The 16,344-nt window shown below is 55.2% G+C and carries 12 protein-coding genes; 1 reads left to right on the top strand and 11 read right to left on the bottom strand.

Going from position 1 to position 16,344, the window contains the following annotated elements; all coding sequences use genetic code 11:
- Nucleotides 1-42: 42 nt before the first annotated feature.
- Complete coding sequence (locus GYMC10_RS04835; RefSeq protein ID WP_012819115.1) at nt 43-945, bottom strand: LysR family transcriptional regulator; 903 nt, start codon at nt 943-945, stop codon at nt 43-45.
- A 147-nt stretch (nt 946-1,092) separates the two neighbouring features.
- On the opposite strand from GYMC10_RS04835, the gene GYMC10_RS04830 reads away from it, so the two are divergent.
- Complete coding sequence (locus GYMC10_RS04830; RefSeq protein WP_012819114.1) at nt 1,093-2,184, top strand: NADH:flavin oxidoreductase; 1,092 nt, start codon at nt 1,093-1,095, stop codon at nt 2,182-2,184.
- A gap of 80 nt (nt 2,185-2,264) precedes the next feature.
- Here the strand turns inward: GYMC10_RS04830 and GYMC10_RS04825 are convergent, their stop codons facing one another.
- From GYMC10_RS04825 to GYMC10_RS04775, 10 genes are all read right to left on the bottom strand, one after another.
- A complete protein-coding gene (locus tag GYMC10_RS04825; RefSeq protein WP_012819113.1) occupies nt 2,265-4,151 on the bottom strand; it encodes a DUF2264 domain-containing protein in 1,887 nt (628 codons plus the stop codon).
- 102 nt (nt 4,152-4,253) lie between these two features.
- The gene (locus GYMC10_RS04820; protein ID WP_012819112.1) at nt 4,254-5,390 is read right to left on the bottom strand and encodes a glycoside hydrolase family 88 protein; all 1,137 of its coding nucleotides are present in this window, start codon (nt 5,388-5,390) and stop codon (nt 4,254-4,256) included.
- 16 nt (nt 5,391-5,406) lie between these two features.
- Entirely contained in the window at nt 5,407-7,437 is a 2,031-nt protein-coding gene (locus GYMC10_RS04815) for a heparinase II/III family protein (protein ID WP_012819111.1), read from the bottom strand.
- A gap of 62 nt (nt 7,438-7,499) precedes the next feature.
- Nucleotides 7,500-9,122, bottom strand: coding sequence for a helix-turn-helix domain-containing protein (locus tag GYMC10_RS04810; protein WP_012819110.1), 1,623 nt, complete (start codon nt 9,120-9,122; stop codon nt 7,500-7,502).
- Nucleotides 9,115-10,926, bottom strand: coding sequence for a sensor histidine kinase (locus GYMC10_RS04805; protein ID WP_012819109.1), 1,812 nt, complete (start codon nt 10,924-10,926; stop codon nt 9,115-9,117). Before GYMC10_RS04805 ends, GYMC10_RS04810 begins: the two co-directional genes overlap by 8 nt.
- A 98-nt stretch (nt 10,927-11,024) precedes the next feature.
- Nucleotides 11,025-12,395, bottom strand: a complete 1,371-nt coding sequence (locus GYMC10_RS04800; RefSeq protein ID WP_012819108.1) for an ABC transporter substrate-binding protein — start codon at nt 12,393-12,395, stop codon at nt 11,025-11,027.
- Between the two features lie 150 nt (nt 12,396-12,545).
- The gene (locus GYMC10_RS04795; protein ID WP_012819107.1) at nt 12,546-13,385 is read right to left on the bottom strand and encodes a carbohydrate ABC transporter permease; all 840 of its coding nucleotides are present in this window, start codon (nt 13,383-13,385) and stop codon (nt 12,546-12,548) included.
- A 15-nt stretch (nt 13,386-13,400) separates the two neighbouring features.
- Nucleotides 13,401-14,348: a carbohydrate ABC transporter permease gene (locus GYMC10_RS04790; protein WP_012819106.1), complete on the bottom strand. Its 948-nt coding sequence runs from the start codon at nt 14,346-14,348 to the stop codon at nt 13,401-13,403.
- Nucleotides 14,349-14,488: 140 nt separating this feature from the next.
- Complete coding sequence (locus tag GYMC10_RS04785) at nt 14,489-15,103, bottom strand: alpha/beta hydrolase (protein ID WP_012819105.1); 615 nt, start codon at nt 15,101-15,103, stop codon at nt 14,489-14,491.
- A 512-nt stretch (nt 15,104-15,615) separates the two neighbouring features.
- A complete protein-coding gene (locus GYMC10_RS04775) occupies nt 15,616-16,323 on the bottom strand; it encodes a PIG-L deacetylase family protein (RefSeq protein WP_009592358.1) in 708 nt (235 codons plus the stop codon).
- Nucleotides 16,324-16,344 lie beyond the last annotated feature (21 nt).

The following is a 16,344-nucleotide window of genomic DNA, read 5'->3' as shown; positions in this document are numbered from 1 at the left end:
CCTTTTCTGGCAAGCTTTCGCAAACTGGTGATGTTTTCAAGTTCAGGAGGCATGAATTCCAGTGGAATTCAGACCGCCCGCTTCTCTGACGCATTCCGCGAAAGCGGCAAACGCCTTGCTGCGGAATGATTCATTGCGACGGAGCAGCCGGGTCGTGGCGCTGCGATACTCTTCCGGTACGGGGTAGGTCCTTAATCCTGGATCGGACCAAGGAATCGCCGATGCCGGCAGAAGCGCGCAGCCCAGTTTGGCCCGTACGCAACTGAGCATCGTTTCCAAGGTGCTGATTTCGATCATGTTCGCTGCGGCGATCCCTTCGCTGCTAAGCCATTCTTCGTTAGACTTCCGGAACGGACATCCCTTAGGAAATACGATCCAAGAAGCGCCCGTTAGTGCGAATGCCTCGAATGCCCCCTCTGCTTCGGATTCCTCCGACGAAACAAGCAGCGACACCTCCTCCCGGATTTCCAGCTCGCTCTCCAGCAGCGACATATCATAATCACCGGTAATGAACGCACCATCTAATCTTCGGCTGAGCATGCCTTCATAATGCTGTGGAGATGTTCCGCTAACGAGAGATAGCGCGACCTCCGGATAGGTTCGTTGAAAGTGGGACAAGGCCTGAATAAAGGATTGCGATGTCGCCATCGTCTCCACGACGCCGATCACAAGCGGACCGCTTGGATAGAGCGGCTCCTTCACGGCGGCAACAGCTTCCTCAGCCATGTCAAGAATCTGCTTGGCATATCGGTAGAGAACGAGCCCCTTCTCCGTGGGCGAGACTCCTTTGGGATGCCTATCGAACAAAGGAACACCCAGCTCGGATTCCAGCTTGCGTATGCGCGCCGTCACGTTGGATTGCACATACCCCATCTTCTCGGCAGCGCCTGATACGCTGCCTTCCTCCACAATGGCGGCAATCATCCTCAGATCCGTTAAGTCCATCCAGTTCACCTTCTCGGCATCATTTTTATTGATACATATATTAATTTCTATCATTTTACAGTATAGACCATGCGAAATACAATCAGATCATACACTTACAAGCGTCGGTCGCCATAAGACTGATCAGCAATTGAGGAGGACAAAACCATGCATTCATATCCCAACCTGCTAACCGAAGCTTCATTAGGATCTTTGAAACTGCCCAATCGGGCCGTGCTCTCCCCTATGACTAGAACGAGCGCAGATCCGAATGGCCTGGCTAACCACCGAATGATCCGATACTATCAGAGATTCGCAAAAGGCGGGTTCGGTCTGATCATTACGGAAGGCCTTTATCCGGATGCCGTACAGAGCCAGAGCTATCTCAACCAACCCGGCATGGCCAATGACCAGCAGGCCGCGTCCTGGAAGCCTGTCATCGAAGCTGTTCATCGGGAGGGGAGCAAAATCATCGCGCAGCTGATGCACGCCGGCGCCTTGGTTCAGCATGAGCGATTCGTCCCGGTTGCGCCTTCTGCGGTGAAGCCGGTGGGCGCCATGCTTGAGGATCATGGAGGAAGCGGCGAATTCGCCACCCCTCGGGAGTTAACGCAGCCTCAGATTAAACAAACGATCCAAGATTTTGCGCAAGCGGCACTCCGAGCCAAGGCTGCTGGATTCGACGGGGTTGAAATCCATGCGGCAAACGGCTATCTGCTCGATCAATTCATAACCGATTACACCAACCGCAGAACGGATGAATACGGCGGGGCCACGGAGAATCGGATTCGAATTGTCGTTGAGGTGTTGGAAGCCATTCGGGCAGCCGTTGGCCCGGATTATATCGTGGGCGTTCGGGTTTCCCAAGGCAAAGTGAACGATTTCCATCATAAGTGGGCACAGGGAGTGGAGGATGCCCAAACGATATTCGGTAAATTGAGCGGGGCATCGCCATCTTACATTCACACGACGGAGTACAAAGCTTACGCCCCCGCTTTCGCTGAGGGCGAGACCACCTTGGCCGAGCTTGCCGCAACATACGGCGGCGTTCCCGTCATCGCGAACGGCAAACTCGGCGAGCCGGCGGTCGCAGAACGAATCTTGGCTTCTGGCCATGCGCATTTCGTTGCGATCGGCACCAGCGCCTTGGTCAACCCGGATTGGGTGAATAAAGCTCGGGCAGGGACAGAGCTGCGGCCCTTTGATCACCAATTTCTGCAGCCCATCGCCACGATCAGGGAGGATGAGGTGCTTATATGAAGCGCACGAAAGCCGGGGGTCATCATTCCCCCGGCTTTCGTGGTTTAAATTAATATTGAAGGCGTATGACGGCAAGCCCGTTAGTCCATCGGAATCACGATGATATTCCCCGTCTGCGTCGTAATTTTAATCTCACGCTGTCCTATCTCTACGCCCAGCCTTTCTTTCACGTCTTCCATGGAAGGCTCCTCAATGGAGGGAGTGCCGGAAGCGCTGGGGGTGCCATGCACGGCCGCGATGAGCCAATGGGTTCCGGGTTCGAGCGCCGCCCTCAACGTAGGAATGACGGTGCGGGGACGCAGGAGATTGGTATTGGCATGGGGATAGATGAGCTCTGCCGTATCGTAACCAAGCATGCCATAGATGGCACTCGTGCCGAAGGTGCCGGAAGCCGATGCTGCCCCGTCTCCCGTTCGGGAGCTGTTCAGTAATCCCAAGCCTAAAGCAAACCCGCCCTCGGCAGCATCGAGCATTCGTTCCGTACTGATCCGATGGATGCGAATATGCCATGGCAGCCCTGCCGCTATCCAGGTCCTTACCTCGACGTCTCTCCACGGCTTCCATTTTGCGTACAGCACATGCTCCTGAATCCGCGTCTCCTCGCATAAGCGCTTGACCCGGAACAGCCGATCGCCCTCGCTAAGGGCAAGCATGGAATCGAAAGCTCCCTGGGCCAGTCCCCATTCCGCCCTCGGCACGCTGAACGCAAAGGCGGTAGAGTAGACGAACTTCTCGTACTTGGCGGAAGTATGCGTATGCTCGTTGGTAGACGGGTGGCCCGTATTGAACGCAGCCACGTGGCCGGTCTGCGGCTCGCGGCAAAGCACCAGATGTGCAGGCTCCTGTACCGAAATACGTCCTGTCTCCGCCAGCTCCTGCTCCTCTGCCGCCCAGAACGGATCCCCGTCCGGCAAAGCCAGGATCAGGAACGTCTTCAGCGACCAGTACACGGAGCCAGCCGCGTTATAGTTCTCCGACATGATTCGGTTCGGGTAAGCGTAGCCCACCGTCAACACGCCGTCCCGGTCGAATATAGGCTGCTGAAACCACCATCTGAGATTTCTAAGGACCAGTCCTTTCAGCTGGCCCGGACTAAACCCGTCCAGCCCGGCATAAGCCGCAGCCGACCAGAAGGCCGACTGCGCAAAGCGGTACGTCAAGCTGCGTCCGTAAGGAACGGCCGCCCCGTCGGGAGCAAACCATTGGATGAAATCGCGTGCAAACAATGCCGCCCGCTCCCTGTAGCGCCCGGCGCGTTCCGGATCTTCGTCTCCCATCAGCTGCGCATAGATCAAGCCATAGAAATGAAAAGCATACGGCACGTAATAATCACAGTGCCCCCCGATCCCGTCGCTATACCAGCCTGCATCCAGATAAAATTCCTCAATGCGCTGGAGATTGTTCTCCAACTGTCCGGCATCGTAGGGTAAGCCTGCTTTGCGGAAACCAACGTTGACAAATACATGGAAGAACAGCCAATTGCAATCATAGCAAGGATGATGGTTGATTTGATCGAGCCACTGATAGAGGTTGGCCTTCTCCTTCTCGCTCAGCGGCTGCCAGATGCGGTCCGGAATCAGGGCAAAGGCCAATCCGAACACCGCCATCTCCACCAGCCGTTGATCATAGTCATTAACCTGCCCCCAGTACTCCGCATGCTCCGGATCCGTCCCTGCGCGTATCCCTTGCAGGCACAGCTCCCACAGCTCGTCATGGGAGCCGCCGGCAACGGCGGGAACGAGCCCCCACAAGACGCGAGAGAAACCCTCCATCTCCGCAATATCGGCATAGGCATCGGCGCCCGAACGCTCTAGGATCAAGCGTGCGCGGCCCTCGCTGTAGCATTTGCTTAAAGGCTCCAGCAGCTGCGAGAGCGCCTCCTGCACGTCCCGTCTTGTTCGCAGCGGATTCCGCGCGACCGGATGGATCAAGCCGTCCTCGGAATTCCAAGTAACCTGAATGCTCATCTTAAATGCTCACTCCATTTCCGGAATGCTTCTTCTAATTCCCTTATCCTCTTCCTTGCCTTACTTCTACTATTTCCTTCCAGAGCGCCGCTTCAATCTCCGTTATTCCCAGTAAAAAGGCCCCTTCTCTCTCAGCCGCGCCAGTCCTTCCACAAAGAAAAAGTCGCCGTAAATTAGGGGCACGTCGATATTCTTGCCTTCCGGATAATGACTGGTGCCGTGGAGAATCAGGCCTTCCTCTTTATCGTTGTCCCACATACCGTAATTCCGGTACAGCGATTCCAGAATCCGGACTGCGGATTTCCGGTATACGGCCGCCTGTTCCGGTTCCACCTTGTCCGCTAAAAGCAGCAGTCCGCTGGCTGCGCAGGCACCGGCAGAAGAATCCCGATATATGCGGGCCTCATCCGGCGCGCGGAAATCCCAGAACGGCACATGGTCTTCCGGCAGGTTTGCCAGGAAGAAATGCGCAACCGTTTTGGCCGTGTCGAGAAATATCGATTTGCCCGTATGATGGTAGGCAAGCGTCAAGCCGTAAATCGCCCACGCCGTTCCCCTGGACCAGGCGGATTCCGGCGCAAAGCCCTGCCCTCCGATCCCTTCCAGGCGCTCACCGGTTACCGGATCGTATCGAACGATATGATAGACGGAACCATCCGGCCGAACGAAGTCCCGGACCACCGTATCCATGTGGGCTTCGGCAATATGCCGATAGCGGGGATCGCCGCTGATCTGCGATGCCAGGAACAACAAGGGCGTATTCATGGCGCAATCGATGATGGCAAGCCCCGCGTTTTCCTCCCCTTCCGACCACGGATTCCAGGCTCGAATATATTGGCCCTTCAGGTTGAAGCGTGCCGCCAGGTAGTTGGCTGCCTTGAGCGCGCGTATCATGGACTCTTCGCTGCCGGTCAGCTTGTAGGAGGCCACGCTGGTCAGCGTCCACATGAAGCCGAGATCGTGGTCCAGACGCACATATTCGTTCAGCACGTCATCCAGAATAAGCTCGCACTGCTCGGCGGTTGTTCTAAGCTCCGCCACCCCGCTGTCATTGTACAGAAGCCACAGCATGCCCGGCCAAAAGCCGGCCGTCCACCAATGCGGAGGCTCCAGCTGGTAGACTCCATTCTGGCTGGCATGCGGAAAGCCCGCCCCAATCCGCCTTACGTTTCGCTGTGTCTTCACAAGCGATTTCTCCCAGGCTTCCGTCAACCAATCCAAAGCGATCTCCGTTTTCATTCCTCTCCACTCCTGTTCATATGAATTGAAATCTGAATTCGATATTCGCATGCAAGCCAGAGGCCTTCACGTTAAAATCCACGGCATACCAAGCAGCTTCCTTTCCGAAGTGATCACGGAAAACATGGCTTGTCAGCTCAGGCTGCACCAGCTCGTTATCATAGTGGATCAGCAGGCCCAGCCTGTCGTCTATTGAAAAAGTAGGTCCCGGGATAGTGTCCTGTACCTTAGGCTGCTCCCGATTACCTCCTCGGTGATGAATCGGTTCCTTCCGATTTCCACCTCGAACCTGTGCCGGCTGCTCCCCGGTTCCTTCTTCAGCTGCAATCGGCTCCACCTTCTTCTCTATGGCCTGAACGGCTTCTTGCCCTACTGCCTCTGCTTGCTTATAAGTTCCCGGTGCCCGCAACCTAACAACCTCCCTGCCATCCATCAGCACCAGCTCGGGCCGTATCCTGGTAACGATCCGCTCCACCAAGCTGCCTGGGGGTGAATTGAACGTGAAGCGGTCGCTCAGCGTCAGTTTGGGCCGAAGCCCCTCCTTGTTCCATTCCAGCGTCCTCGTGAATGACTGAAGCGCCGGAACACGGTAGGCCGAGGTCAGCTCAAGCGCAAGCCGATCCACGGCTTCGCCCGTCACCGCTTCCAATATAACCGCGGCGCTATCCGGGCCCTCTTGCTGGAAATGGCCGTCGATGATCGGCACGGAGTGGCCTTGGGAACCGTTACAATCATAGCCATACCGTCCTTCGCCGAAATACTCCGCTGTGTACTCGCCGCAGCCGAGGTCCGAGCACCATGCTTCCCCGGCGCCGTACAGAATAAAATGCCCGAGATCATTATGGTTGTGCGGCTCGCCGTTGCTGCCGCCCTTGGCGGCAAACGCGTACACTTCGCCTCCATGGGAGCTGCGGGAGATCAGCCACTGGGCATCGGGCAAATAATAACTTGCCTCTCCCCAATCGCTTCCCGCCAGCAAGGGGTTCCGCCAGATCAGGTTGCGCAAGGCCGGAGCCCAGCGGCTGCAATGGTCGTCGCCGTAAGCCGACCGGAGAGACTGCGGCGGAGACTCAAAGTCTGCATACAATCCGGCCAGATAATGAGACAAGCCGATATGTACCCGGCTTTCCGGCTGCGAATCGGAGAAGTTGACGACGGCCTTGCCTCCCAAAAAGCCCTTTTGCTGAAACAGGGCGATGCGGCCCACCTTCTCTGCACGGAACCAGTCCATCTCGCCTCGGGTGCGCTTGCGCAGCAAATCGGCATAATACACAAAATACCCGAACCCGTAATTCCAGTATCCCAGCCCTTCCAGACAAGCTCCATCGGGGCCAAAGCCCTGCAGGTAATAATCCATGCACCGCTCCGTCTTCAGCAGAACCTTCGCAAGAAATTCCCCGCTTTCCATAAGCAGCAGCGCGGCGGAGCCGATGGAACCGGCACAGACGGCAGACCAATTATGCGTGGCGGTCTCCCAGCCGTGCTCATGACTTAGGAAAGGGGTGAACAAGCGCTCTTCAACCTCTTCCTCGATTCTTGAAATCAGCAGCGGAGGCAGATGGTCCCGCAGCAGCACGCGGATTTCGCTGAGGGTAAACCCAGTCTCGGCGCTGAACAGATCAATTGTCCCCTTGATGCCGCCGGGCGATTCCGCGTTCAGATGCGCCGGCAAACACCAGGTATACTCATCGCAGATGGACCAGATCATCTCCTGGAGAGCAATCCGGTACGCTTCCTTATCCGGCTCGAGAAGGGTCAGCAGGGCAAAGGTATTCAGCCGGCGCCTACGCTCGAAATACACCTTCTCATAATCCAGCCTCGTTCCCTGCCGGGCAAACCGGGTGAATAAGTCATACGTCAGCGGCGGGTTCGGGACAGACAGCAGCCGCTCCCCTTCCTCGCGAATCTCGGATATGTCCTGCTCGTAATCTTCGCTTTGCCGGATCCCTTCCCAGAAGGACCTCTGGTCCCCGCTTTGGTAATACATCCGCAGATCGGCAGGAGCCATCCCGTTCACGATCGTTGTCAGCTTCTGAATCCTGTTCATCGGACTAGGACCCTCCTCCTTCCCGTTTCAACGCCTGTTGGTGACGCCGGTTAGACATTCTTTCAACCGTTCCGGAACTCTACGGGGGTTACCCCCGCATACGCTTTGAATGTTTTGCTGAAATAACTCACATTGTCGTAAGCCAGACTTTCGCAGATTTCCCCGACCGTGCGGTCCGTCTGCCGCAGCAGCTCCTTGGCGCGCTCCATCTTCATGCGGGTGACGTATTCGATGAAGGTCACGCCGGTTTCTTTCTTGAACATCCGGCTGAAATAGCTCGGATTCAGGTGCAGGCAGCCCGCAACGTCATCCAGCGTGATCCTCTGGTCAAGCCGAAGGGACACGTATTTGCAGGCCTCCGCCACTTCCGATCGTCTGCTGCCCCCGAATCCTCGATCCATAGCCTGCATGGTGGATTCCAAATAATCGTGAAGCCAGGATTTCAGCTCGTTCAGGGAATCCATGTCCATGATCTCTTTGTGCAGCGCATCCGCCGTATAGGCGGGTGACAGCGAATGCAGGAGATGAAGCCTCAGCTTCAGATCCAGCAGCAGCTTCAATACCCAGTCCTTGACCGATTCCGGTGCGTACCGCTTGCCTTGAATCCATGAGATCCACCGATCAACCGTATCGCGCGCCGCGCCGGAGCCCTCTTTGCCGAGCAGCGATTCCCGCAGCTCCGAGCTGGCCCGGTCATAATAAACGAAGAGATCGGGATCCCCATGCAGACTTTTCTGTTCAAGCGCTCCGTTCAGTTTGGATATCTCAAGCGGCTCCAGATAGAATCGTTGATGCCGGCTGGCCAGCAGTTCATTGAGCCCTGCCTTTAAACCTTCTGGATCGGCACAGCCCCGGCCGATCAGGAACGACATGCGGATTCGCAGCACGCGCTCGAGCGTTCGCTGCACCTCCTTCAGGCAGGCGGCGGCCTCATCGTAAATGTTGCTGCCCAAGCCGGGCCGATACGCGAACAGGAGCAGCGAAGACTTTGCATCGTATAGGACATGCACCGCATCCGGATTCAGTTGATCCAACACCTCCCGCAGCACGTTGCCCAGGGCAAAATGCAGCGTCTGGTTGGAAGCGAAGCGGTGCTTGATCTCCCGGACATCCTCCAGATGTCCGACCGCGGGAAGGCAGTGATAACCCGGCTTCAGCACCCCGTACTCCGACAGCTCATGCCGCCATTTTTCGGGGGACAGCAGGGGCTGGTGTATGAAATTTTTGAGGCTCTGCTCCTTCCGCAGCTCCTTGGATTCGTCCACCAGATGGATCATCCGCGACCGCTCCCAGCCCTTCTGGGCTTCCTCGTCCATCGCCTGCTTGAACCGCCTCAGCAGCTGTGCCAGCTCCTCGGGATCGAGCGTATCCTTCAGCAGATAATCCTGCACGTTCAGGCGCATGGCCTGCTGGGCATATTGGAACTCGTTGTGGCAGGACAGAATGGCGATCCGCACATCGGCCTTCACTTCTTTGATGCGTGCGGACAGCTCAAGCCCGTTCATTTTGGGCATGCCGATATCCGTAATCAGAATGTCCGGGGGCGAAGATCTCGCCTCCTCCCAAGCACTCATTCCGTTCTCATAGCTTCCCATCAGGTTCAAGCCCAGCTCATTCCACGAGATGGCCTCCGACAACAGCTCAATGACCGGGTAATCATCATCCACCAGCATCACGTTATACATCCGCATTCCCTCTTTCCGGTATATACATCTCGATCACCGTTCCTTGGCCAGGCTCGCTGTAGACGTGGCATTGAAAAGCCTCGCCGAACACCATGCTCATCCGTTCCATCACATTTTGCAGACCGATATGGGAGAAGCTGCCCCCGCTTGCCTCCTCCTGCGTCGAAGACCCGGCGGAGCCGCCCTGGATTCTCCGGGCAATCGACTCCCGGATGGCGGCATCCATGCCGATGCCGTCGTCCTTCACCGCCAGCACGAGATGCCTGCCCTTCATGGCGGCTGCAATCCGAATCGTCCCGGCCTGCTGGTTGAGTCCATGGATTAATGCATTCTCCACGATCGGCTGAAGAAAAAAGCGCGGCACCTTGAAGAGGAACGCCTCCGGCGCGATATCCAGCTCCAGCCTGACCTCCTCCTTCTGCCGAAGGTTCATCAGGGCGACGTAATGCGAGATCAGGTCGATTTCTTCGTGAAGCGCAATCTCGTCCTCCTCGCGGCTGATCGTCATGCGGAGCAGCACGGACAGGGAGCCGATCATCTTGGCGCTTTCGGGATCGCCCCGTTTCATGACCTTCATCCGGATCGAATTCAGGACATTGAACAGAAAATGGGGATGGATCTGGGCTTGGAGCATTCGGAGCTCCGCTTTTCGTTTTCTCGCCTGGTTCTCGGATATTTCCGAGATCATGGCTTTAAACCGGTCCAGCATGTCGTCGAATAAATGCCCCAGCCGTCCAACCTCATCATTGCCATGAACATGCGACCTCACTTCCAGATTTCCGCGCTGCACGGCGGTTGCGACTTTACCGAGCTTGACTAACGGCTTGGTAAACGCACGGACAAGTCCAATGAGCAGCAGCAGAAAGATCAAGAAGGAGCACATCTGGAACCAAAACACGCGGTTGAAAATCGAGTTGATATTGACGATCGCATCCTTGTACGGCTGCATCAGCACCAGGCGCCACCCGGCAAACGGGATGTCCTGGTGTACCATCAGCTGCTTCTCCCCCTTCATCGATACGATCGAATACGGCTTTTCTTGATCCAAGTCATCGTGATATGCAAAGGTCGTTCCGATCTGGCTCTGATGAGTGCCGGAAACGATGGTTCCCTTGGCATCCAGCAGCACCATATCGTTGCCTTCCGAAAGGGAGTTGAAAATCCCGCTGATCTGATCCTCCATGAACGTCACGATCACGTAGCCGTAAATTTCGGAATCCGGCAGCCGGAGCGTTCGAACCACCGATAATTGCGTCGGATGATCGATCTGGTCGGAGCGGAACATCGTGGCCTCCGGCTCCGTCCATAGGGACTCCAAGCCTTGCAGCTCCGAAATCTGGCCAAACCAAGGCCGCTGCCTGTAATCGAGCGGATTGTAATCGCTTACGGAATAATTCATGTAATAGGAGCCGTTCTCCAGAATGACGGTGACATAGCTTTTCTCGCCGACGACCGTCAAGCTGTCCAGATGCTCCAGCACCCGGTTGGATTCAATGAACCTGCGATAAGGATCCGGGTCTTCGTTGCCGGATACCACCTGCTTGAAATAGGAATTCAAACCGGAATTCATCTGGATATAGTTGGCGATATTGATTTTGCTTAAGAGCAGATTCGTCACCGATCCGCGGACCAGCTGAAGGGCATCGCTTGCGTTGGATACCGCCTGCTGCCTCAAGGCTTCCTTCGTTAACGAATTATACAGAATCAAGCTGACGATGGCAGGAACCACGATGCAGGTGACGGCAGCCAATATCAGCTTATGCCTGATGGAGCTCGGGATCAGGCTCTTCAATCGTGCGGGCATAGAATCCACCTCGGGTATGGCGTGACGGGAATAATGTACGCGAATTCAAAAAAAGGGACGAAGAGTTTCGTCCCGATTTTTTTGTCTATTATACCAGATCATTTTTTGTTGGATTCTATAATTTTGTTCACTCGCTCCTGCGAATTCGCGATGGTCTGGTCAATATCCTGATTGCCCAGTATCAGCTTCTCGTATTCCTCGTTCACCGCCTCGTACACTTCCGCCTGATAAGGCGCCGGCGGCACGATGGCCGAGGCCTTCGAGGCAACCAATGTGTCCACGAGCGATTTCTTGTCTACCTTCTCCGGACTCTTCGTGCCCGCCAGAATGGTGTCGATGATCTCCTCCACCTGCTCGGTTTTCACCTGCTGCCAGGCCGGAATGTTCTTGCCCTGCACGATCTGCCCTTCCGTTGTATACCAGCGGACAAACTTATAGGCCTCTTCCTTATGCTTCGACTTGGCCGCCACCGCCACGTAATCCGTGGTTACCGGCGTAAGTCCCGTCGGATCGCCTGCCTCGTTTTTCGGGAATGGGGCTACGGCGACATTGAAGTCCAGCGGCACTTTATCCGTTCCGCCGATCTCCGTGTTCATCCAGCTGCCGATCGTGATCATGCTCGCGGATTGATTGAAGAATTGGGTCCGGTAATTCAGCTTTTGGGAGATCATGTCCGTATAAGGCACCGAGGATTGGTCCTCCTTCTCCATCCGCACGCGCAGCTCCAGCGTCTGCCTGAAGGTCGGGTTATCCAGATTGGAAGAGCCGTCAGCCTTCAAATAGTCGGTATCCTGAGGCTGATTGGCCATCATCAGCTTCAGAAATTCCAGCCATCCGCCCCCTTGCGGACCGTGGAAGTACGTCCCGTAGCGCTTCGACGCTCCTTCGCCCTGGGTCAATTTTTTGGCATAGTCCGCATATTCGTCCCAGGTCCAGTCCGTCGGAACCGGCAGCCCCGCTTCCTCCAGGTGATCCTTGTTCAGCAGCACATACCAGGGGTTGAACTTGCCGGGCAGCGCATAGACCTTGCCGTCGAGGCGGGTATCCACTTTATAATCCGTTTCCACGCTGTAGCCGTCCTTCGCGATAAAGTCGTCCAGCGGCTCGGCCATGCCGAGCGCCACCCGCTGCGCATAACCCGCCGGATCGCTGAACATCAGGATGTCCATCTGGGCCGAGGATGCCGCCTCCAGGTCAAGCTTCTTGAATGCCTCCTGCGTATCCCCCTTCTCGCTGAGCTGGACCAGCTCAATGGTCACGCCCGGCGTTGCCTCTTCATAGGCTTGGATCGTTTTCTTCCAATTGTAAGCTTCCTCCGTGCCATAGGTGTACAGCCTCAGATTGGTCTTGCCCCCGCCTTGCGCGGAATCACCTTGCGCCGCATTCTCTTTCGCTCCGCCGCAGCCGGACAGCAAGCCGATCACCATCGCGGCCGCGAGAACGCCTGACCACCATTTCTTGTTCATCATTGTCTATAACCCTCCCCATTGATATCGGTATGTAAGGTCGTGACGATTCTAGCTGTGACTATCCACATTATATAGAGCGCTTACATCATAACCATAAAACAATCTTTACTGATGTTGGAACTATTTTTACCCCGTTCATTCCCGAGATCCCTAGCCCTTGACCCCGCCCAGCGCAATGCCTTCGATGACGCTCTTCTGGCCGATGATAAAAACGATCAGCAGCGGGAATATCGCCGACACGGCTGCCGCCATGATCAGGGAATAGAATTCTCCGCTCAAGGACGTGAATTTCTGCATCGCCAGCGGAATCGTGAACAGCCGGTCCGTCCGCAGGAAGATGAGCGGATTCTGATAATCGTTCCACGTCCAGATGAACCGCAGGATCGCATACGTGGCAACAGCGGGTTTCACCAGCGGCAGCGCAATCGACCAGAAGATCCGCGGATGGTTCGCGCCGTCGATTTTGGCGGATTCGATGAATTCCTGATGCACCCCCATGAAGAATTGCCTTAGCATGAACGTTCCGAGCACGCTGAAGCTTCCCAGCATAATGAGGCCGAAGTGGTTGTCGAACAGCCCTATGTTGCGGTACAGAATAAACTGCGGGATCAGGATGGCCTGGCCCGGAATCATATAGGTCACCAGCACGATGATGAACAGCCAATTGCCGGCGGCAAACCGGATTTTGGAGAAGCCGTAGGCCGCCAAGGCGGATACCATGGCCGAGATGATCGTGGTCAGTATGCTGACCTTGATCGAGTTCCAATAATAGAGGTAGAAGGGATAATCCCCGAACCATACCTCCTTGTAATTCTGAATCGCGTTCCACTCCCGCGGAATCCATTGAATCGGATATACGAATACGTCACGCTCCACCTTAAAGGATGTCACCAGCATCCAGATAAAAGGAAGGAGAAACAGAATGCTCACCGCGAACATCGCGATCGTGACGATAAGCTTGCGCCAGTCGACGCCGACTCTTGTCCCCATATAGCACCCTCCCTCTTAGTAGTTGACCCACTTCTTCTGAGCGGCCCACTGCCCCAGCGTAATCAGCATGACAAAGCCGAACAGAACCGCGGCAATGGACGATGCGTAACCGACCTTCAGGTTGACGAATGCCGTATCGTACAAATACCACACCATCATGGTCGTCGAGCCGATCGGTCCCCCTTGCGTCATGACGGCAATGATATCAAAGACCTTGAACGTGGAGATAATCCCCGTTACCAGCAGGAAAAATGACGTCGGCGACAGCAGGGGCAGCGTAATGCGCCTGAACTTGGTCCAGCCGTTGGCTCCATCGATGTCCGCCGCCTCGTACAGATCCTTCGGAATGGATTGCAGGCCGGCGATATAAATAATCAGATTGAAGCCGATGGAGATCCAGATCGATATCAGCATGATGGAAATCAGCGCGAAATTGGGATCCGCGATCCACTTGGGCGGATTGGACATCCCGAGCGTCCGGAGTATTTCGTTGATCGGACCGTAGGACGGCTGGAACAGTACCTGCCATACGACGGCTACTGCCACGATGTTGGATATGTAGGGCATGAAGTAAGCCACTTTAAAATAGCCCTTCATATAGACAAACCGGTCGATCAAAATGGCCAGCGTCATCGAGATCATCATGTAGACCGGAACCGTCAGGAGAAACAAGATGTTGTTGCGTACCGACTTGATAAACATGTCATCCTCCAGCAGCTGGCGGAAATTCTGAAACCCGACCCACTGGATGCCGTCCCAGCCCTGCACGAAATTCCAATCGGCAAAACCCAGCACGAGCGTAGCCAATATCGGAAACAGCACCAAAATGATAACGCCGATCAGCATCGGGCTTACGAATGCGATCCCCCATAGGTTCTCTCCCCGCTGCAAGGATCCCCTGGACTTGTCCTCCCGAGTCGGCTGGGCGCCAGGCTTCTTCATCGTCTCCATTGTCTGTGCCATGTCGGACCCCCTCGATTCTTATTCGATGGGTTAAGTATAAAAAAAATACCGCCAACGTATTGACGGTATTTTGATCATATTCGCTTTCATTTTTACTTGATTAGACAGGGAACGCATCATGGAACTTGGCATGCCCGGTATTACAGGAACTTCTCCTTAAACCAGGCAGCGGCCATCCCGACCTCTGCACGGCTGAGCTGATGTCCCCCGTTCTCCCAATGCAGCTTCACGTCCGCGCCTGCCCCGCTCAATAGTTCGTTCAGATCCTCGCTCTCCTGCGGCGTACACATCGGATCGCGCCGGCCTGCCGCGATAAAGACCGGAACGCCGGTCAAATCCGGCAAGGTTTTATCCCGCATCGGAACCATCGGATGGTGGAGGATGGCCCCTTGCAGCGCGTCCCCTTCGTGGAACAGCAGGCTGGCGGCAATATTGGCGCCGTTTGAATACCCGACGGCCACGATGCGGCTGCGGTCAAAATCATACTCGGCGGCTGCCCAGTTCAGAAATTCATTCAGATCGTGCGTGCGTTTCACGAGATCCTCTACATCAAACACTCCTTCGGCCAGACGGCGGAAAAATCTCGGCATGCCGTTCTCCAGCACGTTCCCGCGGACGCCGAGCACATTCGACGTGGGCGAGATCATCTCGGCCAGCGGCAGCAAATCCTCCTCGTTCCCCCCGGTGCCGTGCAGCAATAGTAAGGTTGGTGCCTCCGGAGAGGTGCCCTGGCGGTAAATATGCATATGTTCCATATACTTATAGTCTCCCTTCGATTGGTGATATGGTTCAATTTCGAATCCGTTTGACACCATTAATGTTCGTTAGAATGCCCTGGAATAGCTCAATAGGACCAAAGACTGCCCTGAAAAACACATCATAAACTAGGCGGGAATCCCATCATAGGCTGCCCTAAAACCCGCCTAAATATCTTTAATTTAAGATTCTTTAAATACATCATACCATGGATTTTGAAAAATGCAACAGCTGCCCTTCTGCCTCGCCTTCCCGCCAGAGCTGCATTCGGAAACGCTATGTCCCCATTCTTCGCAATTCTTGACGAAACGAAAAGAGAGGAAGCCTCCACTATGGAAGACTTCCTCTCCTGTTTGTATTCTCTATATATGATTCCGTACGTGTTCCCCCGTAACATCACTCATTATATCAAAAGATAGGTATAATGTCAGTGGATGTTTTGGTATTTCTCACAATTTTTTTGTGAGAATGTTAGCGATTATTCCAGTTGATTGGATGAAAAACCATATATTTAGAAAAATTGTAACCGTTTGGTCAACGCGCCTCTCGGAACAGCGAAGGCCTGCGCGCGCTTGAAGTTCATTGGCGCTCCCCGTACGATCGTGAGCGCCTTGTAGTATTCAATGAACGGGAAGCCGTAGGTTTCCCCGCGCGCATAAGCGTACACGTTCATGGCTCTCACCCACGTTTCATAGGCTTCGTCCGGAATGTCGATGAAGACCTCGGGATGAAAATCGTACGGATCCTCCCAATTGTCCGCATAGTATAAATGCTGGGCATAGTGGGACGGAAGCTCGCGCTCAATCGTCTTCAAGCCCGCGTAGAAGCGGGCGTCCTCCACGATATAATGCGTATTGGAATGATCCTTATGAATGCTCTCCTTCCAATGCGTAATGATGATATCCGGCTTCACTTCCCGTATGACGTCGGCGACCTGATACTTCACTTCCTCGTCCAGCGGAAGCTCGGCATCCTTGTAAGCAAGGAACCGCACATCCGCGCCGACGATATCGGCAAATTGGTGAGCTTCGTCAATCTTTTGCTTTGCGTATTCCTCCGGCGTCAGACGGGGATGTCCCTTCTCTCCCGGCGTTAGATGAAGAAACGTCGCTTTGTGGCCAGCCTGCGTGTATTTGGCGATCACGGCCCCTGCCGTAAGATCCATGTCGCCCGCATGCCCGCCAATCGCCAAAATGTGATGCTGCTTTGCTTCCGTCAATATAATCTCTCCTTTGTATAT

It is taken from the genome of Paenibacillus sp. Y412MC10, from assembly GCF_000024685.1.
GTDB lineage: Bacteria > Bacillota > Bacilli > Paenibacillales > Paenibacillaceae > Paenibacillus_AQ > Paenibacillus_AQ lautus_A.
This window is presented reverse-complemented; position numbering and strand designations above follow the sequence as displayed.

Bases quoted from the DNA above. Each gene is read 5' to 3' on its own strand.
- GYMC10_RS04790 (WP_012819106.1), bottom strand. From the start codon at position 14,348: ATGGCACAGACAATGGAGACGATGAAGAAGCCTGGCGCCCAGCCGACT.
- GYMC10_RS04825 (WP_012819113.1), bottom strand. From the start codon at position 4,151: ATGAGCATTCAGGTTACTTGGAATTCCGAGGACGGCTTGATCCATCCG.
- GYMC10_RS04805 (WP_012819109.1), bottom strand. From the start codon at position 10,926: ATGCCCGCACGATTGAAGAGCCTGATCCCGAGCTCCATCAGGCATAAG.
- GYMC10_RS04785 (WP_012819105.1), bottom strand. From the start codon at position 15,103: ATGGAACATATGCATATTTACCGCCAGGGCACCTCTCCGGAGGCACCA.
- GYMC10_RS04830 (WP_012819114.1), top strand. From the start codon at position 1,093: ATGCATTCATATCCCAACCTGCTAACCGAAGCTTCATTAGGATCTTTG.
- GYMC10_RS04795 (WP_012819107.1), bottom strand. From the start codon at position 13,385: ATGGGGACAAGAGTCGGCGTCGACTGGCGCAAGCTTATCGTCACGATC.
- GYMC10_RS04810 (WP_012819110.1), bottom strand. From the start codon at position 9,122: ATGTATAACGTGATGCTGGTGGATGATGATTACCCGGTCATTGAGCTG.
- GYMC10_RS04835 (WP_012819115.1), bottom strand. From the start codon at position 945: ATGGACTTAACGGATCTGAGGATGATTGCCGCCATTGTGGAGGAAGGC.
- GYMC10_RS04815 (WP_012819111.1), bottom strand. From the start codon at position 7,437: ATGAACAGGATTCAGAAGCTGACAACGATCGTGAACGGGATGGCTCCT.
- GYMC10_RS04800 (WP_012819108.1), bottom strand. From the start codon at position 12,395: ATGATGAACAAGAAATGGTGGTCAGGCGTTCTCGCGGCCGCGATGGTG.
- GYMC10_RS04820 (WP_012819112.1), bottom strand. From the start codon at position 5,390: ATGAAAACGGAGATCGCTTTGGATTGGTTGACGGAAGCCTGGGAGAAA.